30 protein-coding genes are annotated in these 26620 nt (G+C 68.9%); 15 read left to right on the forward strand and 15 right to left on the reverse strand.

Translation table 11 applies throughout. The features are described 5' to 3' along the window. The first annotated feature begins 128 nt into the window (after positions 1-128). On the forward strand, positions 129-1652 hold the full coding sequence (locus AC1MBE_RS09995) for a SulP family inorganic anion transporter (protein WP_479777817.1): 1524 nt from the start codon (positions 129-131) through the stop codon (positions 1650-1652). A gap of 10 nt (positions 1653-1662) precedes the next feature. Here AC1MBE_RS09995 and AC1MBE_RS10000 read toward each other — a convergent pair whose 3' ends face one another. Then, complete coding sequence (locus tag AC1MBE_RS10000) at positions 1663-1956, reverse strand: DUF4287 domain-containing protein (protein ID WP_479777819.1); 294 nt, start codon at positions 1954-1956, stop codon at positions 1663-1665. 172 nt (positions 1957-2128) lie between these two features. Between AC1MBE_RS10000 and AC1MBE_RS10005 the strand changes: the two genes are divergently transcribed. After that, complete coding sequence (locus AC1MBE_RS10005; protein ID WP_479777821.1) at positions 2129-2569, forward strand: protein-tyrosine phosphatase family protein; 441 nt, start codon at positions 2129-2131, stop codon at positions 2567-2569. A 37-nt stretch (positions 2570-2606) separates the two neighbouring features. Here AC1MBE_RS10005 and AC1MBE_RS10010 read toward each other — a convergent pair whose 3' ends face one another. Next, positions 2607-3713: a GTP pyrophosphokinase gene (locus AC1MBE_RS10010; RefSeq protein WP_479777823.1), complete on the reverse strand. Its 1107-nt coding sequence runs from the start codon at positions 3711-3713 to the stop codon at positions 2607-2609. A gap of 206 nt (positions 3714-3919) precedes the next feature. Here AC1MBE_RS10010 and AC1MBE_RS10015 point away from each other — a divergent pair, with 206 nt between their 5' ends. The 4 genes from AC1MBE_RS10015 (at position 3920) to nhaA (ending at position 8273) form a co-directional block, all read left to right on the forward strand. Further along, a complete protein-coding gene (locus AC1MBE_RS10015) occupies positions 3920-4714 on the forward strand; it encodes an alpha/beta hydrolase (protein WP_479777825.1) in 795 nt (264 codons plus the stop codon). A gap of 40 nt (positions 4715-4754) precedes the next feature. Then, positions 4755-6146, forward strand: coding sequence for a TrkH family potassium uptake protein (locus tag AC1MBE_RS10020; protein WP_479777827.1), 1392 nt, complete (start codon positions 4755-4757; stop codon positions 6144-6146). Further along, complete coding sequence (locus tag AC1MBE_RS10025; RefSeq protein ID WP_479777829.1) at positions 6139-6834, forward strand: potassium channel family protein; 696 nt, start codon at positions 6139-6141, stop codon at positions 6832-6834. The genes AC1MBE_RS10020 and AC1MBE_RS10025 overlap by 8 nt, the downstream gene beginning before the upstream one ends. A gap of 77 nt (positions 6835-6911) precedes the next feature. Next, a complete protein-coding gene (nhaA, locus tag AC1MBE_RS10030) occupies positions 6912-8273 on the forward strand; it encodes a Na+/H+ antiporter NhaA (RefSeq protein ID WP_479777831.1) in 1362 nt (453 codons plus the stop codon). Between the two features lie 16 nt (positions 8274-8289). Here the strand turns inward: nhaA and AC1MBE_RS10035 are convergent, their stop codons facing one another. Then, the gene (locus tag AC1MBE_RS10035; protein ID WP_479782563.1) at positions 8290-9555 is read right to left on the reverse strand and encodes an MFS transporter; all 1266 of its coding nucleotides are present in this window, start codon (positions 9553-9555) and stop codon (positions 8290-8292) included. Between the two features lie 197 nt (positions 9556-9752). Between AC1MBE_RS10035 and AC1MBE_RS10040 the strand changes: the two genes are divergently transcribed. The 6 genes from AC1MBE_RS10040 (at position 9753) to AC1MBE_RS10065 (ending at position 14906) form a co-directional block, all read left to right on the forward strand. Further along, positions 9753-11126 carry a rhodanese-like domain-containing protein gene (locus AC1MBE_RS10040; protein ID WP_479777833.1) on the forward strand — a complete coding sequence of 458 codons (1374 nt, stop codon included), beginning with the start codon at positions 9753-9755 and terminating at the stop codon, positions 11124-11126. 76 nt (positions 11127-11202) lie between these two features. Further along, positions 11203-12168, forward strand: a complete 966-nt coding sequence (locus AC1MBE_RS10045) for a carbohydrate kinase family protein (RefSeq protein ID WP_479777835.1) — start codon at positions 11203-11205, stop codon at positions 12166-12168. A 9-nt stretch (positions 12169-12177) separates the two neighbouring features. Then, positions 12178-12675 carry a YbhB/YbcL family Raf kinase inhibitor-like protein gene (locus tag AC1MBE_RS10050; RefSeq protein WP_479777837.1) on the forward strand — a complete coding sequence of 166 codons (498 nt, stop codon included), beginning with the start codon at positions 12178-12180 and terminating at the stop codon, positions 12673-12675. Between the two features lie 139 nt (positions 12676-12814). Continuing rightward, positions 12815-13633, forward strand: a complete 819-nt coding sequence (locus AC1MBE_RS10055) for an HAD family hydrolase (RefSeq protein ID WP_479777839.1) — start codon at positions 12815-12817, stop codon at positions 13631-13633. Between the two features lie 136 nt (positions 13634-13769). Then, the gene (locus tag AC1MBE_RS10060; RefSeq protein WP_479777841.1) at positions 13770-14015 is read left to right on the forward strand and encodes a hypothetical protein; all 246 of its coding nucleotides are present in this window, start codon (positions 13770-13772) and stop codon (positions 14013-14015) included. Between the two features lie 90 nt (positions 14016-14105). After that, positions 14106-14906 carry a glycerophosphodiester phosphodiesterase family protein gene (locus tag AC1MBE_RS10065; protein ID WP_479777843.1) on the forward strand — a complete coding sequence of 267 codons (801 nt, stop codon included), beginning with the start codon at positions 14106-14108 and terminating at the stop codon, positions 14904-14906. Between the two features lie 59 nt (positions 14907-14965). Here the strand turns inward: AC1MBE_RS10065 and AC1MBE_RS10070 are convergent, their stop codons facing one another. The 3 genes from AC1MBE_RS10070 to AC1MBE_RS10080 all read right to left on the reverse strand — a co-directional run bounded on the left by AC1MBE_RS10070 (position 14966) and on the right by AC1MBE_RS10080 (position 17156). Next, positions 14966-15424 carry a hypothetical protein gene (locus tag AC1MBE_RS10070; RefSeq protein ID WP_479777845.1) on the reverse strand — a complete coding sequence of 153 codons (459 nt, stop codon included), beginning with the start codon at positions 15422-15424 and terminating at the stop codon, positions 14966-14968. Positions 15425-15517: 93 nt separating this feature from the next. Next, positions 15518-16411 (reverse strand): NAD(P)H-hydrate dehydratase, encoded by an 894-nt coding sequence (locus AC1MBE_RS10075; RefSeq protein WP_479777847.1) that lies wholly within the window; start codon positions 16409-16411, stop codon positions 15518-15520. Beyond that, complete coding sequence (locus tag AC1MBE_RS10080; protein WP_479782564.1) at positions 16395-17156, reverse strand: histidine phosphatase family protein; 762 nt, start codon at positions 17154-17156, stop codon at positions 16395-16397. Before AC1MBE_RS10080 ends, AC1MBE_RS10075 begins: the two co-directional genes overlap by 17 nt. A gap of 166 nt (positions 17157-17322) precedes the next feature. Here AC1MBE_RS10080 and AC1MBE_RS10085 point away from each other — a divergent pair, with 166 nt between their 5' ends. Then, positions 17323-18447, forward strand: a complete 1125-nt coding sequence (locus tag AC1MBE_RS10085) for a glycerate kinase (RefSeq protein WP_479777849.1) — start codon at positions 17323-17325, stop codon at positions 18445-18447. Positions 18448-18470: 23 nt separating this feature from the next. Here AC1MBE_RS10085 and AC1MBE_RS10090 read toward each other — a convergent pair whose 3' ends face one another. The 3 genes from AC1MBE_RS10090 to AC1MBE_RS10100 all read right to left on the reverse strand — a co-directional run bounded on the left by AC1MBE_RS10090 (position 18471) and on the right by AC1MBE_RS10100 (position 20003). Next, positions 18471-18695 (reverse strand): DUF2188 domain-containing protein, encoded by a 225-nt coding sequence (locus AC1MBE_RS10090; protein WP_346958665.1) that lies wholly within the window; start codon positions 18693-18695, stop codon positions 18471-18473. A gap of 102 nt (positions 18696-18797) precedes the next feature. After that, positions 18798-19508 (reverse strand): DUF6766 family protein, encoded by a 711-nt coding sequence (locus tag AC1MBE_RS10095; RefSeq protein WP_479777851.1) that lies wholly within the window; start codon positions 19506-19508, stop codon positions 18798-18800. Positions 19509-19511: 3 nt separating this feature from the next. Further along, positions 19512-20003, reverse strand: a complete 492-nt coding sequence (locus AC1MBE_RS10100) for a DUF6328 family protein (protein WP_479777853.1) — start codon at positions 20001-20003, stop codon at positions 19512-19514. Positions 20004-20104: 101 nt separating this feature from the next. Between AC1MBE_RS10100 and AC1MBE_RS10105 the strand changes: the two genes are divergently transcribed. Together AC1MBE_RS10105 and AC1MBE_RS10110 are read left to right on the forward strand one after the other, a co-directional pair. Further along, positions 20105-21001: an SDR family oxidoreductase gene (locus AC1MBE_RS10105; protein ID WP_479777855.1), complete on the forward strand. Its 897-nt coding sequence runs from the start codon at positions 20105-20107 to the stop codon at positions 20999-21001. A gap of 64 nt (positions 21002-21065) precedes the next feature. Further along, entirely contained in the window at positions 21066-21599 is a 534-nt protein-coding gene (locus AC1MBE_RS10110) for a hypothetical protein (RefSeq protein WP_479777857.1), read from the forward strand. 90 nt (positions 21600-21689) lie between these two features. Here the strand turns inward: AC1MBE_RS10110 and AC1MBE_RS10115 are convergent, their stop codons facing one another. The 6 genes from AC1MBE_RS10115 to AC1MBE_RS10140 all read right to left on the reverse strand — a co-directional run bounded on the left by AC1MBE_RS10115 (position 21690) and on the right by AC1MBE_RS10140 (position 26617). After that, complete coding sequence (locus AC1MBE_RS10115; protein ID WP_479777859.1) at positions 21690-23045, reverse strand: uracil-xanthine permease family protein; 1356 nt, start codon at positions 23043-23045, stop codon at positions 21690-21692. A 104-nt stretch (positions 23046-23149) separates the two neighbouring features. Next, positions 23150-23572 (reverse strand): alternative ribosome rescue aminoacyl-tRNA hydrolase ArfB, encoded by a 423-nt coding sequence (gene arfB, locus AC1MBE_RS10120; protein ID WP_479777861.1) that lies wholly within the window; start codon positions 23570-23572, stop codon positions 23150-23152. Positions 23573-23621: 49 nt separating this feature from the next. After that, positions 23622-23828: a hypothetical protein gene (locus AC1MBE_RS10125; RefSeq protein ID WP_479777863.1), complete on the reverse strand. Its 207-nt coding sequence runs from the start codon at positions 23826-23828 to the stop codon at positions 23622-23624. A gap of 94 nt (positions 23829-23922) precedes the next feature. Beyond that, complete coding sequence (locus AC1MBE_RS10130) at positions 23923-25209, reverse strand: NAD(P)/FAD-dependent oxidoreductase (RefSeq protein ID WP_479777865.1); 1287 nt, start codon at positions 25207-25209, stop codon at positions 23923-23925. Between the two features lie 121 nt (positions 25210-25330). Then, the gene (locus AC1MBE_RS10135; RefSeq protein WP_479777867.1) at positions 25331-25681 is read right to left on the reverse strand and encodes a hypothetical protein; all 351 of its coding nucleotides are present in this window, start codon (positions 25679-25681) and stop codon (positions 25331-25333) included. Between the two features lie 276 nt (positions 25682-25957). Beyond that, the gene (locus tag AC1MBE_RS10140; protein WP_479777869.1) at positions 25958-26617 is read right to left on the reverse strand and encodes a class I SAM-dependent DNA methyltransferase; all 660 of its coding nucleotides are present in this window, start codon (positions 26615-26617) and stop codon (positions 25958-25960) included. Positions 26618-26620: the final 3 nt, after the last annotated feature.

Consider the following 26620-nt stretch of genomic DNA (forward strand, 5'->3'; position numbering starts at 1 on the left):
GGTTGGGCGTATGGGGTGAGACTTCAACAGCAATTCCCCCTCTTCCCGGCGCGACGCTGCGCCCCCTCATTCATTTGCAGAAACGAAGCCGCTGCCGCGCGTCTTCTTGACCATGAACGGAGCCAGCAATGGCCGTCCAAACCGCTGGGGAAGCCCCCGCCTTTACACCTGAGCAACTTCAATCCGTGCGGGGCACCCTGATGTCCCCGCGCCGGCTCAAGACAGAGGTCCTGGGCGGGCTCGTCGTGGCGCTGGCCCTGATCCCGGAGGCGATCGCCTTCTCCATCATCGCCGGCGTCGACCCGCGGATCGGGCTCTTCGCCTCCTTCACCATGGCCGTCACCATCGCCTTCGTCGGCGGCCGGCCGGCCATGATTTCCGCCGCCACCGGTGCGATCGCACTGGTGATTGCCCCTCTGGTGAAATCCCACGGGGTCGACTATTTCGTGGCCGCCGTGATCCTGGCCGGCGTCTTCCAGATCATCCTGGGACTCTCCGGCGTGGCGAAGCTGATGCGGTTCATTCCGCGCTCGGTGATGGTGGGCTTCGTCAACGCCTTGGCCATCCTGATCTTCCTGTCCCAGGTCCCGGAACTGCTTGGTGTCCCGTGGCTGGTGTACCCGCTCACCGCCCTGGGCCTGGTCATTGTCTTCGGGCTGCCAAGACTGACCAGGGCCGTCCCCGCCCCGCTGGTGGCGATTGTGGTGCTGACGCTCATCACCGTGCTCGCCGCCGTCGCCGTCCCCACCGTGGGTGACAAAGGCGAACTCCCCGACTCCCTGCCGACACTTTTCCTGCCGAACGTGCCGCTCACCCTCGAGACGCTGCAGGTCATCTTCCCCTTCGCCCTCGCGATGGCGTTCGTCGGGCTGCTTGAATCGCTGATGACGGCCAAGCTCGTCGACGACATCACCGACACCCGCTCCCACAAGACCCGCGAGGCGTGGGGCCAGGGTGTGGCCAACGTCGTTACCGGCTTCTTCGGCGGCATGGGCGGCTGCGCGATGATCGGGCAGACCATGATCAACGTGAAGGCCTCCGGCGCCCGTACCCGGATCTCCACCTTCCTCGCCGGCGTCTTCCTGCTGATCCTGGTGGTGGTGTTGGGAGGCATCGTCTCGCTGATTCCGATGGCAGCCCTCGTGGCCGTGATGATCTTCGTCTCCGTAGCCACCTTCGACTGGCACAGCATCCGTCCGCGGACTCTGAAAATGATGCCCAAGAGCGAAACTGCCGTCATGGTCGCCACCGTCATCGTCACGGTGGCGACGCACAACCTGGCCATCGGAGTCGGCGTCGGGGTCCTCGTCGCGATGGTGATGTTTGCCCGCCGGGTCGCCCACTTCGTCACCGTCGACCGCTCCGTCAAGGCCATCGGCGGGCGGGAAACGGCCACCTACGTCGTGGACGGCGAGCTGTTCTTCGCTTCCTCCAACGACCTCTACACCCAGTTCGAATATGCCCTGGACCCCGAGCACGTCGTCATCGACATGCACGCCTCGCACCTGTGGGACGCGTCCACGATCGCCGCGCTGGACGCCATCACCGAGAAATACCGCCACCACGGCAAGGACGTTCAGATCGTCGGGCTCAACGACGCCAGCGTCCTTATGCGCGAACGCCTCGGCGGCAAGCTCGGCGCCGGGCACTAACGGCAGGCCTCTAGGACGCGGGCCTCGACGCCTTTCCGTCGAGCCAGAGCGTGTCGGACTGGTCGCTGTGCGCGCCGGTGGCCCCCACGTGCTTGCTGCTGATGCCCGGCCCCTGCCGGATGACGTGGACCAGGGCCATGCCGTGGCCGCGGCCCAGGCCGTAGTCCGTCTTCAGCCAGTCAAGGATCTCGCCGGCCTTCGCGGACGTACCGGCGAAGCCTTTCTGCCGGGCGAGTTCGAGAAGCTGGCGGGGAGTGAGGCCGGTCTTGTCCTCGATGGTGTCGAGGTACGCCTGGAATGACATCCGCGGATTCCTTTCGGCGGTTCGTGGGGCTCGTGGGGTTGCTGGGGCTGTGGGTCACTCTAGGGTCCGGGGCCGGCTGCCGGTAGGTCCGTGCGGCCCTATTTTGCGGCGGCACATCTGCGTCCCGGGCCGGGCCTTCAACGGGTACACCGCGGCGGCTACGCTCGGGAGTATGCCGCAGACATGGGAGCCGGGCCAGGCCGGTGTACTCAGTCTCCCTTCCGGACGCCTCATCCGCGGCCGTGGCCTCCTGACGCCGTTTCCGCCCGGCCCGCGGCCCGAATTCGGACTGTATCTGCTGGCCCACCGTCCGCGGCCGGTGGAGTGGGACTTCCGCTGGGTCCGCTGGCGGGACCTGCATGTGCCCGCCGACGACGCCGACGCCCTGGATGCCTTCCGCGAGGCGTGGCGGCGCGCGGAAACCGAGCGGGTCGAGGTGGCCTGCTGGGCAGGCCGGGGCAGGACCGGCACGGCGCTGGCCTGCATCGCGGTGCTCGACGGCGTGCCGCCCGCCGAGGCCGTCGCCTTCGTGCGGCGGAACTACCGGCACAGCGCCGTGGAAACCCCGTGGCAGCGGCGCTACGTCGAGCGGTTCCGCGGACCGGGTTCCTGACGCGCAAGCGCATCCGCGACGCGCAGATTCCCCGCAGCTACCCCTGCGTCAGCCGGTAACGCTCAATCTGCTTGAGCCGGCGCAGCAGGCTGTCGCGCCGCGGGTGCGGGACGGCGTCGGCCGGTTCCGCGGTGAGGTCGATGTGCGCGGTTCCGTACTGCCACAGCAGCAGGTCGTCCAGCAGCCGGTCCGGGCCGGGGGAGTAGCGGTGGTCCAGGGCCTTGCGGACCTCGGTGATGCGGTTGGCGCTGAGCAGGCCGGCCAACTGCACGGTCTGGTTCAGGCCGTGCGCGGCCATCAGTTCGGCGGCCCAGCCCCAGTCGTCGTCGACCTTCCGGTCCACGTGCGGCAGCAGCGTCCGCCAGACGTCCCGGATCCGGTTGGGGGTGAGCTGCGCGGCGCCCTCGCCCTCCATGTCCCAGTAGCTGCGGACCTCCTCGTAGCGCTCGTGCAGGTCGGCGAACGCCCCCTCCACGGTCTCCAACATGGCTGCCGTGGCAGTGAACTGCCGGTCGAAATGCGGGGTCCACGCGCGCGGATCCTCGGCCTTGAACCGGATGTCGTGCTCGATTTCGCTCCAGGCGTGCGCAAAAACCGTCCGGATCTGGCACTCGAAGAAGTAGCTGCCGTTGGGCTGCACGTCCGGGTTGAAGACGTGCTGGTACTCCTTGACGACCTCGTTTTGAATGGTCCGCAGGATCAGGTGCCGACTCGAGTACCCGTAGGTCCCGGATTCAATCGAGCCGATGTCCTTCTCGCGGTCGCCGCGGCAGTCGAAAAGCTGGCGCTGGCGTTTGATCAGGTTGGCGACCACGGCGTTTTCGGCCGGGAGCTTGGTGATGACGCGGATGCCGACCATGTCATTGAGCGTGCGGAACGGATCCGGAAATTTCAGCACCGGCGGCCCGCCCGGCTCCAGCGGCTCCTCAATGCGGGAGATCTTCTCGCGGAAGGACTCCACGGTCTTGGTCCGGCCGGTCACAAACAGCGGCGTCACCTCGGTGCCCTTGAGCATGGCCCGCAGCGACAGCAGCACCTCCCGGGTGACCAGTTTCAGGGCAGGACGGACCCGCTCGTAGAGTTCCACGTTCTCCTGCACGGATTCGCGCAGTGCGGGGTCCAGGCGGTCCCAGTTGCTAGCCATGGGCCTAGCTTACGGCGCAGCTGTGACATCGGGCCCGGGAGGCGGCGGGCCGGCGGCATAGCAGAGCCGCGTTCAACGGTGCCGCGCGGTGCCCACGGTAGGCTCTGCACATGGCTGATGTGCGGCGTCGGACTTTCTTCGCGGCCGCAGCGGCGGTGACACTGGGGGCGGTCGCTGCTTGCTCACCGGGCCCCAAGGAGGACACAGTGAAGCGGCAGAAGTACCACTACGGCGACGACCCGAGCCAGTGGGGGGAACTCTTCCTCCCGGATGCGGCCGAGCCCAGGGGAGTGGTGGTGGTCATTCACGGCGGCTACTGGCGTTCGCAGTACGGCGCCGAACTCGGCGAACCGCTGGCCAAGGACCTCGCCGCACACGGCGTCGCCGCCTGGAACCTGGAGTACCGGCGGGCCGGCAACGGCGGCGGCTGGCCGCACACCTTCGCGGATGTCCTCGCCGGGATCGACAAGCTCCGGGACGTCGCCGGCGAACACGGCCTCGGCCTGGACCGCGTCGTCGCCCTCGGCCACTCCGCCGGCGGTCACCTGGCCGTGTGGGCTGCCGGCCGGAGCCGGCTCGGACAGCTCGGCGCACCCGATGCTGACCGCCAGCTCCTGCGCAAGGCCGACGACGCGGCGGTGCACCTCACCGGGGTCGTGAGCCAGTCGGGGCTGCTGAACCTGGCCGAGGCCGAGCGGCTCAACCTGAGCAACGGTGCGGTGAGTAACTTCCTGGGCGGTTCCTCGGAAAAATACCCCAAACGGCATAAGTTCGCGGACCCCATGAGCGCCGTGCCGCTGAGGGTTCCGGTTTACGCCGTCCACACCACCGACGACGACACCGTGCCGGTCAGCCAGTCAGAAGCCTACTCCGCGGCGGCCAAGGCCGGCGGCGCCCCGGTGCAGTTCCTCAAAGTCCCCGGCGACCACTTCTCCCTGATCGACCCGAAGGCGGCCGCCTACCGGAAATGCCGTGAACTCGTCCAGCAGCTGCTGGGCTGAGCCGGCCGACGCGGCCGGGCACCGGTGATAGCGTGGCCCCATGCATGTGAAAGTTCCCGCGGTGCTCCGTGCCCCCGTGGCGGGCTTCACCAAGTTCGCGCGCGCTTTCGCGCCCCGCCACCCCGCCCAGGTGATCGTCCTCGGCTTTGCCGGCGCCGTCGCCGCGGGGACCGGACTGCTCTCCCTGCCGGTGGCAAAGACCGGCGACGGCGGAGCCACCTTCCTGGAGGCCCTCTTCACAGCCACCTCAGCCGTCTGCGTGACGGGCCTGAGCACCGTGGACACGCCCGTGTTCTGGAGCGGCTTCGGCCAAGTGGTCATCCTGGTGCTGATCCAGGTCGGCGGGTTCGGCGTGATGTCCTTCGGCACTTTGCTCGGGGTCCTGACCGCCCGCCGGCTGGGCCTGAAATCCCGGTTGTCCGCCGCCGCGGAGACCAAAAGCACCGGCTTCGGCGACGTCCGCGGGGTGCTGGTGGGCGTCCTCGGCATCAGCCTGATCGTGGAAACACTCTTGGCCGTGATACTCGCGGCCCGCTTTATGGCCGGCTACGGCTACCCGCCCGGCGAGGCCGTGTGGCGCGGCATCTTCCATGCCGTGTCAGCCTTTAACAACGCCGGCTTCGCCCTGTATTCGGACAACCTGATGGGGTTCGTCGGCGACCCCTGGGTGTGCCTGCCAATTGCCGCGGCGGTGATCATCGGCGGCCTCGGCTTCCCAGTCCTCTTCGAACTGGTCCGGCAGTACCGGCGCCCGATCTTCTGGGGCATGAATACCAAACTGGTCCTGGTCGGCACCGCGGTGCTGCTCACCGGCGGGACCGTTTTCCTGACCGCGGTGGAGTGGACCAACCCGGCCACACTCGGCGCGCTGCCGGCCGGCGACCGCGTGCTCGCCGGCTTCTTCCAGTCCGCCATCACGCGCACCGCCGGCTTCAACAGCATCGACATCTCGCAGATGCATCCCGTGTCCTGGCTCGGCATGGACATCCTGATGTTCATCGGCGGAGGCCCGGCGGGAACCGCCGGCGGCTTGAAGATCACCACCTTCGCCGTGCTCTTCTTCATCCTCACCACCGAACTCCAGGGCGGCACGGCCGTGAACATCTTCGGGAAGCGGCTCTCCCGGGCCGTCCACCGGCAAGCGATCACCGTGGTGCTCCTCGCGATCGCCCTGGTGGTCGGATCCACCATGTTCCTGATGCTGATCACCGACTTTGGCCAGGAGCGGATCCTTTTCGAGGTCGTCTCAGCGTTCGCGACGGTGGGCCTGTCCACCGGCATCACCGCCGCCATGCCGCCGGCCGGGCAGCTGGTCCTGATCCTGCTGATGTTCGTCGGCAGGCTGGGCCCGGTGACCCTGGGCGCCGCCCTCGCGCTGCGCGAGCGGCCGCTGCTCTACGAATTCCCCAAAGAAAGGCCGCTCATTGGCTAAGAACATTTTTGCCGCCCGCACGGCGGCCGCCAGCACCAAGGCGTCCTCGGTGGTGGTCATTGGCCTCGGCCGCTTCGGCGGTTCTCTGGCCCTGGAGCTCGAGGCCCAGGGGACTGAGGTCCTCGGGGTGGACGCCAGCGAGGAAATCGTCCAGTCCTTCAACGGGCGCCTCACCCACGTGGTCAGGGCCGATTCGACCAAGGAAGAGGTGCTCCGCCAGCTGTCCGTGCACGAGTTTGACCGCGCGGTGGTCGGCATCGGCTCCGACATTGAGGCCAGCATCCTGACCACCTCACGGCTGCTGAAATTCCAGCGCCCGCAGATCTGGGCGAAGGCCATCAGCGAGCCCCATGCCGAAATCCTCGCCCAGCTCGGCGTCGAGCACGTGATCCGGCCCGAGCATGACATGGGCAGGCGGGTGGCCCACCTGGTCCTCGGCTCCATCCTTGACTACGTGGAATTCGAGGACGATTTCGTGATGATCCGGACCGGCCCGCCGGCTGTCGTCCGGGACCGCCCGCTTGGGGTCGTGGGACTGCGGGAGAAATTCGGCGTGACCGTGGTCGCCGTCAAGCGCCCCGGCGGAACCTGGGGCCACACCACGGCGCAAACGGTCCTCTATGAGGAGGACCAGATCATCGTCCAGGGTGCCAAGTCGCAGGCGGAACGATTCAGCACGATGCCGTGACCGACGTAGACTGGGGGCAGGTGCGCCGGGAAGTCTGGTCGGCATAGTTCAGTCGACCCAAATTTTAGGACTTCCGCATGAGCCACACCCCTCCTCCCGCGCCCCGGCCCGGCAAGCCGCGCCTGACCTTCTTCAGCCGCGGAAGCTATGCCGAATCCCTGCGCATCGGCGAAATCCTCCGCAAGGAAACCGTCGGCGGCGCCCTGCTTGTGCTGGCGGCCGCCGCGGCGCTGGTCTGGGCCAACTCCCCGGCTTCGGACAGCTACTTCGCGCTCCGCGACTTCAAAGTCGGCTACGAACCCTGGCACCTAAACCTCAGTCTCGGGGCGTGGGCCGCGGACGGGCTGCTCGCCATCTTCTTCTTCCTGGTCGGCCTGGAGCTCAAGCGCGAATTCGTGGCCGGCGACCTGCGCCAGTTGAACAAGTCGATCGTGCCGGTCGCCGCGGCCGCGGGCGGGGTGATCGTCCCGGCGGCGGTCTACGCCGTCGTCAACCTCGGCAGCCCGGAGACCCTGCGCGGCTGGGCGATCCCCACCGCCACGGACATCGCCTTCGCCGTCGCCGTCCTCGCGATCATTGGTTCGCACCTGCCCAGCGCGCTGCGCATCTTCCTGCTGACGCTCGCCGTGGTGGATGACCTGATCGCCATCACCATCATCGCTGTCTTCTACTCCAGCGACCTCCAGATCGTCCCCCTGCTGCTGGCCCTGCTTCCCCTGGGGTTGTACACGTATCTGGCGCACCGGTACCGGCGCTTCTTCGGGCTGAAGGCCCCCGCGGCGTGGTTCATCCTGCTGCCGCTGGGCCTGGCCACCTGGGCCCTGGTGCACGCCTCGGGCATTCACGCGACGGTGGCCGGCGTCCTGCTCGGCTTCGCGATCCCGGTGCTCCGCTCCCAGGCCAGCGGGGGTCCGGAGGCCGGTCCCGGGCTCTCGGAAATCTTCGAGCACCGCTTCCGGCCGATTTCGGCCGGCGTCGCCGTGCCGGTCTTCGCTTTCTTCTCCGCCGGCGTCGCCGTCGGCGGCTGGGAGGGGCTGGGCTCGGCGCTGACGGATCCGGTCGCCGTCGGCATCATCCTGGCCCTGGTGCTGGGCAAACCCGCCGGCATCCTGGGCACCACGTGGCTGCTGACCAAACTGACCCGGGCCCGGCTGGACAGCTCGTTCAAGTGGATCGACATCTTCGGCGTCTCAATCCTGGCCGGGATCGGTTTCACCGTTTCGCTGCTGGTGGCGGAACTCAGCTTCGGCCACGGCAGCATCCACGACGACCACGCCAAGGTGGGCATCCTGGCGGCCTCGCTGCTCGCTGCCCTGCTGGCCAGCGCGGTACTGAAGACCCGGAACCGGCAGTACCGGCTGGCCGAGGAAGAGGAGCGGCGCGACTCGGACAACGACGGCATTCCGGATGTCTACGAAAAGGACGCCGCGGAGTCCTAGCGGCCCGGCCGCCGGGCTAGGCGTGGTGGTCGGTGCCGCGCATCCGGACGGCGACGACGACGCCGGACAGCCCGGTCACAACGGCGACGACGGCGATCGCCGCCGGGATGCCGTAGGCGTCAGCGAGCAGCCCTGAGAGCAGCGCGCCCACGGCGAAGCCGCCGTCGCGCCACAAGCGGTAGATCCCGACCGATCGGGCCCGCCACTGCGGGTGGGCTACGTCGCCGATGGCTGCCAGCAGGGTGGGGTAGACCATGGCCGTGCCGACGCCGAGCAGGATGGCGGCGACGAGCCAGATGTCGAAGCCGCGGCCGGCGGCCACCATCCCAAGGCCCACGGCCTGGACGAACATGCCGCCGGCGATCAGCCACTTGCGGCCCACGCGGTCCGAGGCGGCGCCGGTGACCAGCTGCACCGCGCCCCAGACTGCCGGGTATACCGCGGCCAGGATGCCGATGCGCTCGATCGAGAGGCCGGCACCGGCAAAAAGCACTGGGAACAGGCCCCAGGCCAGGCCGTCGTTGAGGTTGTTGACCAGCCCGGCCTGGCTGACCGAGGAGAGCGAGCGGTCCCCGAAGCTGGTCAGGGTAAAGATTTCGCGGGTGCTGAGCGACGCGCCGGCGCCGCTGTGCGCGTCGACGTGGTTGGCGGCCTCGGTTTTGGCGTGGTGGTGCGTCTCCTTGACGGCGAGCACGGACAGGCCCAGCCCCAGGGCGATGTAGGCGGCGCCCAGCAGGAACGGCGCCGGACGCAGCCCGTAGGATGCGGCGAGGTAGCCGGTGAAGAGGGCGGTGCCCGCGACGCCCAGGTAGCCCGCGGCCTCGTTGAAGCCCATCGCAAGGCCGCGCCGGTTCGGCCCCACCAGGTCCATCTTCATCACCACGGTGGTGGACCAGGTCAGTCCCTGGCTGATGCCGAGGATGACGTTGGCGGCCACAATCCAAGACCAGCTGGTGCCGAAGATCAGCAGCAGCGGGACGGGCAGAGCGATCAGCCAGCCGGCCACCAGCACCGGTTTGCGCCCGAAACGGTCCGAGAGGGTTCCGGCGAAGTAGTTCGTGGCCGCCTTGGCCAGCCCGAAAGCCACAATGTAGGTCAGGGCGGACGTGTACTTGTCGAGGTGGAACACCTCGCTGGCGAGCAGGGGTAGAACGGTGCGTTCCTGGCCCAGGGTGCCGCCGACCAGGGCGTTGACCGCCACCAGCAGCATGAACTGGGCAAGGTTTTGGCGCAGCCCCAGAACGACGGCGTTCCGCCCGCCGGACTGGGGTGCAGCGGGCATGCCGGGGCGTGTGCTCTCGATCGGGGCCATGGGCCTATTTTATACCCCCAGGGGTATCCAGCCAAACCTGCCGGCGGCTCCGGGTCCTTGCGCCCATACCCCCGGGGGTTTCATGATGGAAATGGTGACTTTGTTGTACCCACGTTGCCCACGCAAGGGTGGCGCGCCACGCGCCGCCGGACCTTGAAGGAGAAACCATGGATGTCATCGTCATTGATACCCCGCAGCTCGGGGACCGCAGCTACCTGGTCCACGACGGCGCCGTCGCGCTGGTCATCGATCCGCAGCGCGACACGGACCGCGTCGAGCAGGCCGCCCGGGAGGCCGGCGTCGCCATTACGCACGTGGCGGAAACCCACATCCACAACGACTACGTCACGGGCGGCCTCGAACTCGCCAGGGCACACGGCGCCAGTTACCTCGTCAATGCCGCCGATCCGGTGAAGTTCCAGCGGACGCCGATCACTGACGGCGAGACCGTGCAGGTCGGCGCGTTCACGGTCAAGGCCGTGGCCACGCCGGGCCACACCCACACGCACTTGTCCTTCATCGTTGAAGACGGCGACAAGCAGGCCGTTTTCTCCGGCGGAAGCCTGCTCTACGGCTCCGTGGGACGGACCGACCTGGTGGCCGCTTCGGACACCGTCGGCCTGACCCGCGACCAGTACGCCTCGGTCCGCCGCCTGGTCGAGCAGGCCGACCGGGAGGCTGCGCTGTTCCCGACGCACGGGTTCGGGTCGTTCTGTTCCTCGGGTCCGGCCACCGGAGCGGACGAATCCACGATCGGCGAGCAGCTCACCGCCAACCACGCCCTGACGGACCCGGATGAAGAGCACTTTGTCCACGAACTGATCGCCAACCTCACTGCCTACCCGTCGTACTACGCCCACATGGGCCCGTCCAACACCCAGGGCCCCGGCGCCGCGGACCTGTCGGTTCCGGAGTCGGTGGACCCGGCGGAACTGAACCGCCGCCTCGAAGACGGCGAATGGGTCGTTGACCTGCGCAACCGGGTGGCGTTCTCCAGCAGCCACCTGAAAGGGAGCGTCAGCTTCGAATACGGCGACGGCTCGAGCTTCACCACCTTCCTGGGCTGGGTGCTGCCCTGGGACGAGAAGCTGACCCTGGTCGGCTCACGCGAGGACGTCGAAAAAGCCATCCGCGACCTCTCCCGGATCGGTATCGATTCCCCGGACGCGGCCGTCGGGACCGAGCCGCACGCCCTGGCCCCCGATGCCGCGCTCGCCTCGTATCCGCGCGTCGGCTGGGACGGGTTGCTCAGCGGCCGGGCCGAAGGGGATGCCGTACTGGACGTGCGCCGCACCGACGAGTTCGCCGGGTCGCGCGTGGCCGGCGCCGTGAACGTGCCGCTGCACGAACTGCTCGGCCGGATGGATGAGGTGCCCGACGGCAGGCTCTGGGTGCACTGCGCGTCCGGCTACCGGGCCGGCGTCGCCGCCAGCCTGCTGCAGCGGGCCGGCCGGGACGTCGTCCAGATCGACGCGACGTTCGAGGACGCCGAGACCTCCGGGGTGCCGATGGACAAATCGACCCTCCAGGCCGCGAACTAGGCCGCCGGGCCGGACCCGGCCGGGCGCCGGACGAAACACAGCGGCGCCCGGCCGGGTTCTCTGGCAGAGTATGAGCATGCTCACAGTCATTGGTGAGGCCCTGGTTGATGTTGTCCAGCGCTCCTCAGGTATCCAGGCCCACGTCGGCGGCAGTCCCTTGAACGTTGCCGTGGGACTGGCCCGGCTGGACCACCCGGTGCAGTTCATCGGCCGGTACGGACGGGACGCCTATGGCGATTCCGTCGCGGCCCACCTGAAGTCCAGTTCGGTGCTGCTGCCGCTGGGACCGGATGAGCTGCCGACGTCGGTGGCCACCGCGCTGATCGACGACGACGGCGCCGCGAGCTACACCTTCGACCTCGCCTGGGAACTCCCCGGCCTCGGGGACCGGCTGCCGTTCATGCTGCAGGGCAGCACCCTGCTGCACACCGGATCGATCGCCACCATGCTGTCCCCGGGCGCCGCGGACGTGCTCGCCGCCGTCGAGCATGCCCATCCTTCGACGACCATCAGCTTCGACCCCAACTGCCGTCCCAGCATCATCACCGACGCCGACTATGCGCGCCACCAGACCGAGAAGTTCGTCAGCCTCGCCGATGTGGTCAAGGCCTCCGACGAGGACCTCGAATGGCTCTACCCCGGCGTGGACCCGCTCGACTCGGCCCGCCGCTGGCTCTCGTTCGGCGGCTCGGAGGGCCCCGCCATGGTGGTGGTCACGCGCGGCGCGGCCGGCCCCTGGGCCATCAACGCTGCCGGCGAGGCGCACGCCCCGGCCCCGGCAGTGAAGGTGGCCGACACCGTCGGCGCCGGCGATTCCTTCATGGCCGCCCTGCTCTCCGGCATCGTGGACCTAGGCCTCAACGGGGCGCAGAACCGCCCCGAACTGCGCGGCCTCTCCGCGGAGAGCCTGCGTGAACTCCTGGTCCACGCCGCTGCGGCCGCCGCCGTCACGGTCTCCCGCGCCGGCGCCAACCCGCCCACCCGGGCCGAACTGAACCGGATGGAACTGAACCCTGAAAGTGCGGGCCTAACCAGCAACTGAGAGGCAGCCATGGCAACCTTCACTCTGCGCAGCGACACCTTCGAGGACGGCCAGATCCTGCCGGCAGCCCAGCGCGGCGCGGCGACCGGTCCGGGCGGCAAGGATGAATCACCGCCGTTGCACTGGAGCGGAGCCCCGGCCGGCACCCGGAGCTACGCCGTCACGATGTTCGATCCCGACGCCCCCGGCCACGGCGGCTTCTGGCACTGGGCCGTCCTGGACCTCCCCGCGGACGCTACCTCGTTGCCCGCCGGTGCGGGAGCACGGCACGGCGGGGGCCTGCCCGACGGTGCCTTCCAGCTCCGGAACGACGGCGGTTCCGCCGGTTACCTGGGGGCTGCCCCGCCCAAGGGACACGGCCCGCACCGCTACGTCATCACGGTGCACGCACTGAATGTGGAAAAGTCCGGGCTCGACGCCGCCGCGTCCCCGGCCAAACTGGAGGCCAAGCTCGGCCCGCACACCCTGGCCCGGGCCACCCTGACCGGACTCTACGAACGGCACTGACCCGCCGCCGTCGTCCGCCCCGGAACCAGGCCGCCCAGCTCCCCGTTTCGACGGTTCCCCGCGCCCTCGATGTTTCCGCCCACCCTACGGGCAGGGAACCGTTGAAATGGCCCCGCCGCAGCCAACGTAGACTGGCAGTATGCGGCTGGTAGCAAGTGATATTGACGGAACGATCCTCGGCCACGACGGCCAAATCAGCGACCGGACCGTGCGCGCTTTCCACGCCTGCCGCGACGCCGGGGTGGAGCTGGTGTTCGTCACCGGCCGCCCGCCGCGCTGGCTGCATCCCCTGCAGGAGCAGCTGGGCCACACCGGGACGGTCATCTGCTCCAACGGCGCCGTGGTGTGGGACCTGGAGGCCGACAAGATGGTGTCCGCCCGCGCCCTGGATGTCGACGCCGTCTTCGAGGCCCGCCGGATCATCCAGCGGCTGCGCCCGTCCGCGCTGTTCGCCGCGGAGACCCTGACCGGCTTCCACCTGGAACCGGGATTCCTCGGAACCGGCTCCAGCGCCCTGCTCGCCGAATTCACACCGGCGCCGCTGCAGGACACGCTCACCCCGGACGACGCCGTGGTGAAGTTCCTCGCGATCGTCCGGGAAGGAACCGCGGACGAATTCCTCGCCGAGGTGTCCCCCGCGGTGGCCCACCTCGCCGCCGCCACGCACTCCGCCCCCAACATCGCGCTGCTCGAGCTGTCGCTGCCGGGCGTCAATAAGGCCGTGACCCTGGCCGAATACGCAGCTTCCCTGGGCGTCGAGGCGCAGGACGTGGTGGCCTTCGGTGACATGCCGAACGACATCGAAATGCTGCGCTGGGCCGGGCACGGCTACGCCATGGCTAGCGGCCACCCGGAGGCCATCCGCGCCGCCGGCCGGCAGGCACCGCATTTCGACGACGACGGCGTGGCCCAGATCCTCGAGGCCAAGCTCGCCGAGCTGGGAGTCCGGCACACGTAGCCGGCCCCCGGCTGCCCGCAGCGGCCCGCGCTGCCCGGGCGGCCATGGGATTCCCAGCTGACGGACAACTGCCGTTCACCTTGGCCTTTTAGGCTGGCGGGACCGAACGGATTTCTTGACTGATGGTGGGGCACTCATGGCCAGATACGGCAACCGACATAGTGATGACCAGCCGCTCCGGCGGGTCGACCCGGACGCGCACTGGAAGAGCCTGCGCCAGGGTGACCGGGTCCGGGTGCGGCTCACGCCCGGATTCGAGACCGGCGGGTTCGTGGACGCGGTGACGCCGGACCACACCACGGTGTGGGTGGACCTCGACGGCGGCGGCGGCCGTACCCTGCTGCACTGCAGCGACGGGGTGGAGATCCTGCCGCACGGCTGAGCCAGGTCCGCAGCGGCCAGCCAGAGTATCTGCGAGCCGGTCGCCACCGCGCCACCGGGCAACCGGGCGCGGCTCCGGTACGCTTCAGGAGTGACCGCCCCGCACCCTTTCCTCGCCCATGGCGGCGCCGCCGGAGCGCCCGTGCCGATGGCCCACCGCGGCTTCTCGCCGGAAGGCGCCGAGAACTCAATGGCCGCGTTCCGCGCCGCCGTCGCCCTCGGGTACCGCTACCTGGAGGCGGATGTGCACACCACCGCGGACGGTGTCCTGCTGCTGTTCCACGACGAAACCCTGGACCGCGTGACCGACGGCAGCGGGCGCATTTCCGAGCTGCCCGCCGCGACGGTGGCCCGGGCCCGGATCGCCGGCGCGGAACCGATCCCGCTGCTGGCCGAGCTGGTCGCGGAGTTTCCCGACATCCGGCTCAACCTCGACGTCAAGGACTGGAACTCGGTGGCCACGCTGGCAGCCGCGATCGAGCAGCACGGCCTGCATGACCGAGTCCTGATCGCCAGTCTTTCTGACCGCCGGCGCCGCGCCGTGCTGCGGCGCCTGAGCCGTCCGACCGCCAGTTCGGCCGGTATGGCGTCCAACGCCCTGTTCGTGCTGCTGGGTCCGCTGCTTCCTGCGGGCCTGCTGCGCCGGATGACGGCCCGTGCGCTGCGCGGCGTGCACGCCCTGCAGGTCCCGGTCCGCTACGGGGCCGTGCCGGTGGTGACGGCCGGGTTCGTCCGGCGCGCCCACCGCCACGGCCTGCACGTCCACGTCTGGACCATCAATGAAGCGGCGGAGATGCACCGCCTGCTGGACCTCGGCGTGGACGGGATCGTCACCGACCGCGCCGACCTGCTGAAAGTTGTCCTCCAGGAGCGGGGCCAGTGGCAGGACTGAGGCCCTGAGGCTCCTTCCCTGACCGGCGGCCGGTCGGGAAAGGAGCAGTGCGCGGGTGCCTAGCCGCGCCCCATGCTGAGGGTCGGGTCGCCGTCGCCTTCGGAGGGATCCGCCCGGAACTGGCCCGGCTGGGTCTCCGGCAGGCCCCCGGGCCCGGGGACGCTGCCGGGGGCACTGTCGGGCCCCGGAGCGGGGTCGCCCAGCGGGGGAGCGTTGTCCGGATCGGCGGCTGGGTTATCCAGCGGGCCGCCCGGTGGCTGCGTGGGGTCCGCAGGCCGCTCGCCCGGCGGGGTGGAGGTCGGATCGGTTGCGGCGCGGCCGCCGGTCAGCGCGCCGTCATTGTCGTCCCGTTCTGTCTCCATCGCATTTGAGCCCTCGCTGATCGAGGAATGTACCTGGACCTCGTCGTGGGGATCTCCCGGGTTCGGGGTGTGGCCGTCGTCGGACTTCTTTGCCGTCCCCGCGAGGTCTTCCATCGCGTACTCGGCGCCCTTCTTGATGCTGTCTCCGATGCCCATCGCGTACTCCTCACTCTTGAATCTGCCGCGGCCGGAAGAACCGGCCCTGCCCTTCCAGAATTATCAGCAGGCTTACGATTAGTCCAGCCCCGCTCAGCTGCTCAGTTCCACCATCAGGGCCGGCAACTCGTCGCAGAGTTCCCGCGCCAGGTAGCCGAGCCCCCCCAGCCTGCTGGCGAGCCGGTCGCCGGCGGCGGCGTGCAGGTGGGAGCCCCAGCAGGCCGCCTGTTCGTCGGTGATGCCGCGGGCCCGCAGGCCCGCGATGGCGCCGGCCAGCACGTCGCCGCTGCCCGAGGTCCCCAGGCCGCTGTGTCCCGTGGTGATTTCCCACCTGTCCCCGCCCGGCTCCGCAATGACGCCCTGGCAGCTCACAACGGCCTGGTAGGCCTTGGCGATCTTCGGCACGTCCCGCTGCAGGTCCTCAACATCGTGCCCCAGCAGGATGCCTGCTTCGGTGACGTTGGGGGTCAGGATCAGCCGGCCCGCCCAGGGCTTCAGCTCTCCGGCCAGCTCGGGCAGGCAGCCCAGGGCGTAGGCGTCGAGGACGACGGCGGGACCGCGCCTGGGCCGCGACCGTCCCGGCAGCAGCAGGCCGCGCAGCAACGCCAGGGTCTCGTCCCTGTCATCGAGGCCGGGCCCGACAAGGACGGCGTCGGCGGCACCGACCTCGTCCGCCAACAACGACGCCCCGGAACCCTTGACAGATCCGCGGGCGGTCTCCGGCAACCCCACGACGCCGGACTCGGGGAACGCCACCGCCAGCGGCACCGCCGTCGACTCCGCCACCGCCAGGGTGAGCCGACCGGCACCGGCGCGCAGGGCGGCGACGCCGGCAAGCAGGGCGGCGCCCGGCGTCTTGCGCGCACCGCCCACCACCAGCACCGAGCCGCGGTCGTCCTTACCGGACCCGCCGCCGGGCAAGGGCCAGCCGCGCAGCAGCGTCGGTGTCACTTGCACCACGTGCGAGGACTCAGCGCGGGTGGACATCGGCATCTCCTGCGTGTTCGGTGACGGGCACTCCCTGCTCCGCCAGGTGGTCCGCCATATTGAAGCTCTCCAGCTCCCAGGCCCCGTCCCCGCCGGGCCGGACAAAGCGGCTGACGGAGGCGTTGAGGACGCTGGTCGTGGCGGCGATGTCCAGCAGTTCGGACTCCGAAAGGCCCTGCAGGATGTAGCGGAACAGCACGATCAGGGCGTCATGGCAGACCAGCAGGACCTCCTTCCCGGCGTGCTCCCGGTCCAGGTCGGCCAGCAGCGAACGGAGCCGCAGCACGACGTCGGCCCACGATTCGCCGCCCGGCGGCCGGTAGTAGAACTTACCCAGCCACCGCCGTCGCTGGGCTTCCTCCGGCAGCCGCGCCTCCACGCCGGCAGAGGTGAGCATGTCCAGGATTCCCAGCTCGCGGTCGCGGAGCCGCTCGTCCAGCCTGATCTGCCCGCGCCATCCGCCGGTCTGGACGGCCAGTTCGGCGGTCTGCCGGGCGCGGGCGTAGGGGGAGGACCACACGGCAGCGCGGCCCTGCTCGGGGACGCGGGCCAGCAGCCGGCCCAGGGCCAGCGCCTGTTCCCGTCCGGTGTCTGAGAGGCCGACGTCGGCGTCGCGCGCCGGAACGTTGATGACGTGGGCGCCGGTCTGCCGCGCGTGCGTGGCGGCCACGTTCCCTTCGCTTTCCCCGTGCCGGACCAGGACCAGCCCCGTAATGCCGGGCCGGCTGCCGCCGGCGTGTCCCATGATGCTCACTGTTACCTCCTGCGCGCTGGGCCCGCGGGGCGGGCCGGAATTGCCACGGCCGTCCGCGGGAGGTTCCCCGGGCGGCCCGGAAGTGCCCACGTTACTCCCGCCCGCGCGGCCTTGTCTCGGAAGCGAAATGTCGGCGCCGGGCTGGCAGGATGGAACCATGCGTATCCTGATTGCCCCGGACAAGTTCAAGGGCTCCCTGACCGCGGCCGAGGCCGCCGCCGCCATTGCCGAGGGCGCCCTGCGCGTCTATCCCGAGGCCGAGGCCATCCAGTTCCCGGTGGCCGACGGCGGCGAGGGCACCCTGGAGGCGGCCGTCGCCGCCGGCTACGAGGAGCGCCTGAACGCCGTCGTCGGGCCGATCCTGGCACCGATCGGGGCGGCCTGGGCGATCCGCCAGGACGCCTTCGGCGGCACCACCGCCGTCATCGAGACGGCCCAGGCCTCCGGACTTGCGCACATGGAGCCGACCCCCGCGAACGCCCTGCGTGCGCACAGCTACGGGTGCGGCCAGCTGATCGCGGCCGCGCTGGACGCCGGCGCCACCGAAATCGTGCTGGGCGTGGGCGGCTCGGCCATGAGCGACGGCGGCAGCGGCGCCCTGCGCGCCCTCGGCCTGAAGCCCGTGGACGCTGCCGGCAACGTGGTGCCGCTCGGCGGCGGGTCGCTTGGCGAGGTGGCCGCGGTGGATGTCAGCGGCCTGGATCCGCGGCTGGCCGCCGTGAAGTTCCGGATTGCCGTGGACGTGCAGAACCCGCTCTACGGACCCGACGGGGCCGCCCACGTGTTCGGCCCGCAGAAGGGCGCCGACCAAGAGGCCGTTGAAGTGCTCGACGCCGGGCTGCGCAACTGGGCTTCGGTGTTGCGGCAGGCGACCGGCCGTGACGTCAACGTCGCGGGCGCGGGCGCGGCCGGGGGATTCCCGGCGTCGTTCCTGGCCTTCAGCGGCGCCTCGCTGGAAGGCGGGTTCGAACTCGTCGCCGGGCTCACCGGACTGGCCGCAAAGCTCGCGGACGCGGACCTGGTGATCACGGGGGAGGGTTCGCTGGACTCGCAGTCGCTGACCGGCAAGGCGCCGATTGCCCTCGCTGACGCCGCCCACGCACTGGGCATCCCGGTGATTATGGTCGCCGGACGGATCCTCGTCACGCCCGAGGACCTGGCCCGGCACGGGGTGGTCGCCGCCGCCCAGCTGCTGGACGTGGCGCCCAGCCCGGCCGAGGCCATCGCGAAGGCAGCGAAGTACCTGGCCTGGGCCACCAGCCAGGTACTCGAAGGGGCCTGAGCCGCCCTCGCCGTTAGCGGGGACTAGCCCCGGACGTTTGCGGGGTCGTTGCCGTAGCTGTTCTTGCTGGCGATCTGCCCGTCCTGGTTCTTGATGACGTGCTCAACCTTGTCCTGTTTGGCGGCTTCCCGGCCCTCCGCGACCGCCTCGTCTTTCGTTCCGCTGGTGGAAAAAGCGCGCCCGGTTCCTTCGCGCTTGTTCTTCCACACGCCGTCTTCGTAGTACGTCTCGATATCACCCTTGGCCATGGAAAGCTCCTTCTTGATCACGGTCTGCTGACAACGGTTACGCTACACAAGGCCGGCCGCGGAATCCGGCAGGCGCTGCCGAAACCGGCGCCCCGCCCGGGGTCAGGCGCCGGTTTCGTAGTGCGGTTCGGCGACGGGCTTGGACTCCGGTGAGCCCTTCTCACGCAGATAGACGGAGGCGCCCACCAGCACGGCGACGGCCAGGAATTCGCTTTGCCAGTTCTGGAAGGACTCGAACCAGAACCGGCTCGTCGCGAGATAGCCCAGCACACTGACCGGCGGCTCGCCGTGGGCCTGCTGCTCCTCGCTGTATTCCTCACTGCCGCCGACCGCGTGGAGTGCCACCGACATCAGGAACAGCAGCAGGAACATGATCGAGAGGGAGTGTTCGTAGAGCTTGAGCACCCATCCGCCGCGGCGCACCGGCCAGGGGGTCGCCGCCTTGATCGGGGCGTGCCGCGGATCCTCGTCCTGCGGGGCCTCTTTGCCCATCGGCTTGGACTCAGAGGAACCCTTCTGGAAGAGGAATACCGTCAGGATGACGTACATGCCCATCTGCAGGAACTCCGACTCCCAGTTCTCGAATGTCGCCTCCAGGAACGCGCCCGTGCCCAGATACTCGAAGATTCCGACGGCTGACTGGCCGTGGGCGAGCTGGTCCTCGCTGTAGTCGGCGGCCCCGCTGACGACCATGCCGCCGAAGAAGACAATAAAAAGTCCGATGTTGGCCAACAGCAGCCCGTGTTCCTTGGCCCACTTGCGCATCTTTGCTCCCGACTCTGCGTGGTTGGTGTAACGTGCGGTTTCCGTCAAGGCTTAGTCCTGGGTGGCCCGGTGGCGAAGGCTGTTGGGAATCAGCACGAGCAGGATCAACAGTACGGCGAGCAGGACGGCCCCGGCCGTAAGCCCGGCGGCACGGCCGGCCGTCACATCGAAGACCAGCGCAGAAGTTCCCACGCTGAGGAGCGCGACGCCGGCCAGTGCCACTTTCGCGATACGGTCCGCGCTGGCCACCAGGGTGTCCTTGAGTCCCTTGCGGAAGAGCCGCCGGTGCGTGCTGACCGGCAGGAGGATCAGGGCGGTGGTCAGCGCCGCCAGGACGACGTTGGCGAGGTAGAGCGTCAGCTGAAAGTCATCCAACGTCTCGAAGCGGCTCTGGAACGGCAGCGTCAGCAGGAAGCCCGCCAGGATCTGCACACCGGTCTGAAGCACCCGCAACTCCTGCAGGAGCTCCGCCCAGTTGCGGTCCATCTTCTCGTCAAAGCTCTCGTCCCGGTCGTCTTTGCGGGTCCCCTCGACATTTGGCATCGTCGCTCCTAACGTTGATTAAAACTTGGTACTAAGCTTACTGACGATTTTCGGGTACGGTGGGGGAACAGGAAAACCGACACATTTGGGTAGGTGGACTATTGAGCAACTCTAAGCAGCAGGACCAGCCAAGAGACCCCAGGGGCGGCTACCACGCCGGGCCCTTTCCCGAGCAAGTCCAGAAACAGCCCGGGCTGACAGCTCCGATGGAGCCAAAACCCGATCATGGCGAGCACAGTTATGAGGGCAGCAAGGCCCTCGAAGGCAAGGCTGCGCTGATCACTGGCGGGGACTCCGGAATCGGCAAAGCGGTCGCGATCGCCTTCGCCCGCGAAGGCGCCAACGTCGCCATCTCCTACCTCCCGGAAGAGGAAGACGATGCCCGGGACACTGCAGAGTGGATCCGAAAGGCCGGCCGCAAGGCCCTCCTTTTCCCGGGCGACGGACGCGACGAGGAATTCGCGTCCAGGATCGTCGACGATGCGCTCGCAGAGTTCGGTCGCCTTGATGTCCTGGTCCTGAACGCGGCCTACCAAAAGAACCGCGACGACTTCGAATCGTTGCCCACCGAGGAGTTCGACCGGGTCTTCAAGACCAACCTGTACTCCCTTATGTGGACAGCGCGCGCGGCGGTCCCGCATTTGAAGCCGGGCGCGTCCATCATCACGACGGCGTCGATCCAGGCCTTCAATCCGTCGCCGGAGCTCATCGACTACGCCATGACCAAGGCGGCCCAGGTAGCCTTCACCAAGGCCTTGGCCCAGGAACTGGGGCCCAAGGGAATCCGGGTCAATGCCGTGGCTCCCGGCCCCATCTGGACACCGCTGATTCCGGCGACAGAATGGCCGGACAAGCTCCCCAGCTTCGGCCAGGACACGCCCCTTGGCCGCGCCGGCCAGCCCGCGGAGCTCGCCCCGGCCTACGTGCTGCTCGCGTCCGACCACGGGTCCTATATTTCCGGCGCGGTGTTGCCAGTGACTGGCGGCAAGGGCCTGTGAACAACCCCCTAGATCCGACCATCCAGGTTCGACCGGCCACATGCCAGGAAGCAGGAGGAACGACATGACTGAGGAAAACCACCAGGGACGCGCCGTTGAGGAAGAAGCAGGCGGCTACGGCACCCCCACCGCGGAGCAGGAACTGCCGGACGGGGACGCGAAGACCTTCGCCCAGCCGCGCGACGAGGAGGCCTTCGACGCCGCGGGCCTCAACCAGGACAGCCCGGACGGCGAGACGTACCCGGCCGGAGCGCCGGACCTGAGCCAGTTTGGCGCCGAAGACCAGGACAGTGCAGGAGAACCCGGAGCCGGACGCTTCGGAGGAACAGAGGAACAGATGAACGCGGAAAACGAAAGCACCGACGCCGGCTTCGAGCCGGGCAATGAAGCGGCAGCCGAAAGCGGCGGCGCTGTGCCCTCCTCGGAGGCGGATATGGACGCGGCCAACACCGAAGAGCCCGAGCCGGGCCGGCCGTTCTCCTCCGAGTCCGGCCAGGACGCCGCCGGGATTCCGGACGGCAGCGGCACGGACCTGCCGGACGAGCAGTCACCCAAGGACCGCGGCCGCGATGACGCAGAGTCGTTCGACGCCGGCTAGACGAAACGAGACCGCCGCATTTAAACGGAAGGCCGGCGCGCTGCCACCACACGGTGGGAGGGCGCCGGCCTTTCTGTGCGGCGGCGGCGGTTAGCGGCGCTTCTTGGGCGCGCGCTTCGCGGCGGCGTTGACCGCGGCTTTGACGGCCCCGGCGGCGGCTGTGTCCTCGGTTTCCGGTTCGGCCACGGTGCCGCGGGCCTTCGCGATGGCTTTCATGCCGTGGTAGATCACAAGGGCGGCGGCGGAGCCCAGCGCGATGCCGGTGAACTTGAGGTCACCGATGGTCCAGGTGTAGTCCGCGATGCCGACGATCAGGGCCACGGCTGCGGTGGTGAGGTTGATCGGGTTGGAGAAGTTGACCTTGTTCTGCACCCAGATCTTTACGCCCAGGACGCCGATCATGCCGTAGAGCATGGTCGCGGCGCCGCCGAGCACGCCGGCGGGGACGGTGGCGATCAGTTCGCCGAACTTCGGCGAGAAGCTCAGCACAACGGCGAAGATACCGGCCACCCAGTAGGCCGCCGTCGAGTAGACCTTCGTTGCTGCCATCACGCCAATGTTTTCGGCGTAGGTGGTGGTGCCGGAACCGCCGCCCAGGCCGGCGAGGACGGTCGCGGCGCCGTCGGCCATCAGCGCACGTCCCGAGACGCCGTCGAGGTTCTGCCCGGTCATGGCGGAAACCGACTTCACGTGGCCGATGTTCTCCGCCACGAGCACCAGCACCACCGGCACGAACAGGCCCACAACGCCGAGGTGGAATTCGGGGGTCTGGAAGTGCGGGAGCCCGACCCAGGCGGCGGCGTCGACCTTGGCGAAGTTGACCTCGCCGCGGATCATCGCGACGAGGTAGCCCACCACGACGCCGACCAGGATGCTCAGGCGGCCCAGGATGCCGCGGAAAAAGACGCTGACCACGATGATCACCGCGAGGGTGATCAGGGCGGTGATGGGGGCGGCGTCGAAGTTGTTCTTGGCGGCCGGGGCCAGGTTCAGGCCGATCAGCCCCACAATGGCGCCGGTGACGATCGGGGGCATGAGCCGGTTGATCCAGCCCGCGCCGAACTTCTGCACGACGGCGCCGATGATGGCCAGTCCGACGCCGGCCAGCACCACGCCGCCCAGCGCGCCGGGGATGCCGAACTGCTGCTGCGAGGCCATGATCGGGGCGATGAAGGCGAAGGAGGAACCGAGGTAGCTGGGCACCCGGCCCTTGGTGATGACCAGGAACAGCAGGGTGCCGATGCCGGAGAAGAAGAGGGTAGTGGCCGGCGGCATGCCCGTGATGATCGGGACCAGGAAGGTGGCGCCGAACATGGCCACCACGTGCTGCATACCCACGCCGATGGTCAGGGGCCACGCGAGGCGCTCATCCGGCCTCACAACCTCGCCGGGGCGGATGGACTTGCCGTTTCCGTGGATCTTCCATTTGGTGCCGAGCATGCTCATTGCAGCGAGCCTTTCAAGAATGTGTGGCGGGACCGGGAAGGAATCTTCCGGTGCCACTTTACCGCGCCGGCCGGGCCCGGCCCGCTGGAAGCCCCGCCGTGGCGCTACTCGGCGGACGGCCGCCTGCGCTGCCGTTTTGTCTCCGACCGCTGCCCTTTTGCGGCGAGGCGCCGACGGTTCGAGCCGCGGGTGGGTTTGGTAGCCCGACGTCGGGGACCGTCCGGCGCCAGGGCCTCCGCGACCAGGTCGGAGAGTTTCACCAGGGCGGTTTCGCGGTTGCGCAGTTGGGAACGCTGCTCGGAGGCGGTCACCGTGATCACTCCGGCGACCAGGCGAGAACCAAGGCGCGTCACCAGCACCAGCCGCTGGCCCTCGGAAAGTATCGCAGAGCTGCCGATGTCCCAGGACAGTTCGACGCGGCTGTCAGTGGTGTTGACGTGTTGCCCGCCCGGCCCGGAGGAACGGGAAAACCTCCAGCGCAGTTCGGCCGCCGGGATGGTGAGCGCGGGCGACACCTCCAGATCCATGCCCCTAGCGTTTCACGATCCGGGCCGGGATGGATTCTTCGCCCTCGTGCTAGCGGTCGTCGCGGGTTTGGAACTCTTCATCCAGCTCATAGTGCCGGAATTCCGTCTCCGGGTTTGGCTCGCCCTCGGCAATGACCTCGTGGTCCAGCTGGCGTTGGATCTGGCTGTCAAGGACCTGCAGCTGCTGGTCTTCGACGGCGGCAAGATCTTCCGGAAAGTCTTCGTCCGGGGTGAGATGCAGATTGTCGCTCATCATGCCCTCCGTACCGCCATGCCGGGGGTCTGCGTCCGGCCTTGAGTGTCCGATCCTACAGGGAGATTGCGCGTCCGGGACAGCGCCGTGGGGTGGGCTAGCGGCCGGGCTGCGGGCCGCGCCCGGTGCCCCGCTCCACGCCGCGCTCCGTGCCGCCGACGACGACCTGCGCGGGGCTGTGGAAGATGTAGCCGTTGAGCCAGGAAAACAGCGCGCGGACCTTCTGCTGGGTTCCGGACAGGAGGGCCAGGTGCACCAGGAGCCAGGACAGGAACGCCAGGGGTCCCTGGAGCTGGAGGCGCTGGCGTCCAAGCTCCGCGACGGCGGCGCCCCGTCCGATCATCGCCATGTATCCCTTGTCGGTGTACTGGAACGGTTGCCGGGTGCCGCCGGTGATGTCTGCGTAGATGTTGCGGGCGGCCCAGTTTCCGGCCTGCTGGGCGACTGAGCCCAGCTGCGGCAGTTTGGCTCCGGAGGCGTCGGTGATGTTGGCGGCGTCGCCGAGGACGTAGACACCCTCGGCGCCGGGCGCCGTCAGGTCCGGACGGACGTCGATGCGGCCTCCTTTGCCCTGCGGCAGTCCGGAGCCGGCCAGGAGGTCGCCCGCCTTGAGCCCACCTGCCCAGACGACGATCCGGCTGGGTATCTCGGTCCCGTCCGCCAGCGTCACACCGTCGGCCCGGACCTCGGTGACGCCGACTCCCATGTGCAGCTGCACCCCGATTTTCTTCAGGCGCTGGGTTGTGTATGCCTGGGACTTCGCCGAGAACATGGCGAGCACGCTCGGAACCATGTCCACCAGGTGCACCCGGCACCGCGCTGCGAGCTCGGGGGAGAAGTACTTGGTCACCACGAATTTGATGTTTTCGGCCAGCGCCCCTGCGGTTTCCACCCCGGTCGGGCCTCCGCCCACCACGACGACGTCGACCGGCACGTCCGGCTCCCGGTCGGCCCGGTCAAGCAGCCGGGTCAGGCCGGTGCCGAGCGTGGTCGCGTCGGTGACCGAATACAGGGGCAACGCGTGTTCCTCCGCGCCGGGAGTGTTGAAAAAGTTCGGTACGGCCCCGACCGCGATGACGAGGATTTGGGCGCTGAACGTCTCGCCGTCAACGGTGGTGACCGCATGGTTTCCGATGTCGACCGACGCGACGTCGGCGGTCAGGACCCGCACGCTTCGGAGCCGCCGGACAACGGAACGGATTGGCCGGGTCACGGCCGAGACTCCGATCTGCGAGGTGGCAACCTGATAGAGCAGCGGCTGGAACTGGTGGTAGTTATTCGAATCGATGAGCAGTACGCGGACGCCCTTCCGACCGAGTTCTTTGGCGGCCGACAAACCCGCGAATCCGGCACCAACCACAATGACCTGGTACGTGTCCTCCATCCGAGCAACCTACTCCTCCCGGAGCCCGGGCAACAGTGCCTAAGGAAACCATGGCCCGGGACTCAGCCCGCGCGCCCGCGTGGCGCCCGCAACCGCCGTCAGAGGAACGCCCGTGTGGGCCTCACTTTCGCCGACGAAGGGCCGCACGGACCGCCGCGGTCGCCAGAACGGCTGCCAGGGCTGCCGCGGAAAAACGCAACAGCCTGCGCGGAGAGGTGTCGGCGGCCCGGGGTGTGGAGGCAGCCGCGCCGTGTCCTGAATCTGTGCCGGGTATGGATTCCCGGAGCAGCCGGCGCTCACCCAGCCTGGCCTCGATTAGCCGGTCGGGGGCGGACGTGATGCTGTCGGCGGCCACTGCGGCGGGGAGGTCCACGATGTAGGGCTTGCCATATGACGCTTCCGCTGCCACAGCGTCCAACCAGGGTTCCGGTTGCCGGGACAGTCCCCGTTCTGCGAACGCCTTGGTGAGCATGGCCTTCACCTCCGACAGGGTCTTGCCGCGTGCGCGTCTGACTACGTCAAAGATCGCTAGTTGTCGCTGGACGTTATCCGGATTGGCCGGCGTAGGTTGCTGCACGGCGGGGCCTCCTCTGTGTTGACGGCTTGCTGGTCCTGGGGCGAGGGTGAGTGCCTTGCATCAGCCCGTTCAGTGACGCTGACGCTGCTCTTCCGTCAGTCTGCGGCATCGGCCGCTCTCCGGCAATGGCGACCGGGTGCGCGAGCTGGCCGCTGCTCCATGGCACCCGCTTTACGGTAACGGTGCCGGCGGTTTGGCCACAAGGAGGACCGCCTGCGGGTCTTTTTCCATGGACCGGGCCGCGCGGAGCAGTTGCGCGCGCAATACGAAGCCCTGCTCCGTGAAGTCGAGGGCGACGTTCTCGGGCGCGTGCAGTTCTGCCCGGAGTTCGACGTCGTGCCCGTAGGCGCGCTCGATGGTGCGGTGGCCGCTGCCGGCCTGGAAAGCGATGAGCGCCAGGCCGCCGGGACGGAGCACCCGCCAGAACCCGCGGGCGATCGCGGGCAAGGCTGCCGGGGAGGAATGGATGATGGAGTACCAGGCGAGGATGCCGGCCGCGGCGCCGTCGTCGGCGGGGAGGTCAGCCAGCTCGCCGACGTCGAACGTGAGAGCGGGGTGAAGCCGCCGAGCGGTCTGGACCATTCCCGGCGAGACATCCACCCCGGTGACCACCAGGCCAGCGTCGCTGAGGTGCGCGCTCATCCGGCCGGCGCCGCAGCCGGCGTCGATCACGTTCCGCCCGGGGGCGCAGCGCAGCAGTGCGGAGAACTCGCCGATCATGGCCAAATCAAGGGGTGACTCGAAGCTGGTGTCGGGAAGCGCCGTCGCGTAGGTCTCGGCCACCGCGTCGTAGGCGGATCGGACGCGGGCGAGGGTTCCGGGGTTTGCCATTGT

Source organism: Arthrobacter sp. BG5, assembly GCF_056680155.1.

Excerpts from the sequence above, each read along its gene's own strand:
- AC1MBE_RS09995 (WP_479777817.1), top strand. The coding sequence starts at position 129 with ATGGCCGTCCAAACCGCTGGGGAAGCCCCCGCCTTTACACCTGAGCAA.
- AC1MBE_RS10000 (WP_479777819.1), bottom strand. The coding sequence starts at position 1,956 with ATGTCATTCCAGGCGTACCTCGACACCATCGAGGACAAGACCGGCCTC.
- AC1MBE_RS10005 (WP_479777821.1), top strand. The coding sequence starts at position 2,129 with ATGCCGCAGACATGGGAGCCGGGCCAGGCCGGTGTACTCAGTCTCCCT.
- AC1MBE_RS10010 (WP_479777823.1), bottom strand. The coding sequence starts at position 3,713 with ATGGCTAGCAACTGGGACCGCCTGGACCCCGCACTGCGCGAATCCGTG.
- AC1MBE_RS10020 (WP_479777827.1), top strand. The coding sequence starts at position 4,755 with ATGCATGTGAAAGTTCCCGCGGTGCTCCGTGCCCCCGTGGCGGGCTTC.
- nhaA (WP_479777831.1), top strand. The coding sequence starts at position 6,912 with ATGAGCCACACCCCTCCTCCCGCGCCCCGGCCCGGCAAGCCGCGCCTG.
- AC1MBE_RS10035 (WP_479782563.1), bottom strand. The coding sequence starts at position 9,555 with ATGCCCGCTGCACCCCAGTCCGGCGGGCGGAACGCCGTCGTTCTGGGG.
- AC1MBE_RS10040 (WP_479777833.1), top strand. The coding sequence starts at position 9,753 with ATGGATGTCATCGTCATTGATACCCCGCAGCTCGGGGACCGCAGCTAC.
- AC1MBE_RS10045 (WP_479777835.1), top strand. The coding sequence starts at position 11,203 with ATGCTCACAGTCATTGGTGAGGCCCTGGTTGATGTTGTCCAGCGCTCC.
- AC1MBE_RS10050 (WP_479777837.1), top strand. The coding sequence starts at position 12,178 with ATGGCAACCTTCACTCTGCGCAGCGACACCTTCGAGGACGGCCAGATC.
- AC1MBE_RS10055 (WP_479777839.1), top strand. The coding sequence starts at position 12,815 with ATGCGGCTGGTAGCAAGTGATATTGACGGAACGATCCTCGGCCACGAC.
- AC1MBE_RS10060 (WP_479777841.1), top strand. The coding sequence starts at position 13,770 with ATGGCCAGATACGGCAACCGACATAGTGATGACCAGCCGCTCCGGCGG.
- AC1MBE_RS10070 (WP_479777845.1), bottom strand. The coding sequence starts at position 15,424 with ATGGGCATCGGAGACAGCATCAAGAAGGGCGCCGAGTACGCGATGGAA.
- AC1MBE_RS10075 (WP_479777847.1), bottom strand. The coding sequence starts at position 16,411 with ATGTCCACCCGCGCTGAGTCCTCGCACGTGGTGCAAGTGACACCGACG.
- AC1MBE_RS10080 (WP_479782564.1), bottom strand. The coding sequence starts at position 17,156 with ATGGGACACGCCGGCGGCAGCCGGCCCGGCATTACGGGGCTGGTCCTG.
- AC1MBE_RS10085 (WP_479777849.1), top strand. The coding sequence starts at position 17,323 with ATGCGTATCCTGATTGCCCCGGACAAGTTCAAGGGCTCCCTGACCGCG.
- AC1MBE_RS10090 (WP_346958665.1), bottom strand. The coding sequence starts at position 18,695 with ATGGCCAAGGGTGATATCGAGACGTACTACGAAGACGGCGTGTGGAAG.
- AC1MBE_RS10100 (WP_479777853.1), bottom strand. The coding sequence starts at position 20,003 with ATGCCAAATGTCGAGGGGACCCGCAAAGACGACCGGGACGAGAGCTTT.
- AC1MBE_RS10110 (WP_479777857.1), top strand. The coding sequence starts at position 21,066 with ATGACTGAGGAAAACCACCAGGGACGCGCCGTTGAGGAAGAAGCAGGC.
- AC1MBE_RS10115 (WP_479777859.1), bottom strand. The coding sequence starts at position 23,045 with ATGAGCATGCTCGGCACCAAATGGAAGATCCACGGAAACGGCAAGTCC.
- arfB (WP_479777861.1), bottom strand. The coding sequence starts at position 23,572 with ATGGATCTGGAGGTGTCGCCCGCGCTCACCATCCCGGCGGCCGAACTG.
- AC1MBE_RS10125 (WP_479777863.1), bottom strand. The coding sequence starts at position 23,828 with ATGATGAGCGACAATCTGCATCTCACCCCGGACGAAGACTTTCCGGAA.
- AC1MBE_RS10130 (WP_479777865.1), bottom strand. The coding sequence starts at position 25,209 with ATGGAGGACACGTACCAGGTCATTGTGGTTGGTGCCGGATTCGCGGGT.
- AC1MBE_RS10135 (WP_479777867.1), bottom strand. The coding sequence starts at position 25,681 with ATGCTCACCAAGGCGTTCGCAGAACGGGGACTGTCCCGGCAACCGGAA.
- AC1MBE_RS10140 (WP_479777869.1), bottom strand. The coding sequence starts at position 26,617 with ATGGCAAACCCCGGAACCCTCGCCCGCGTCCGATCCGCCTACGACGCG.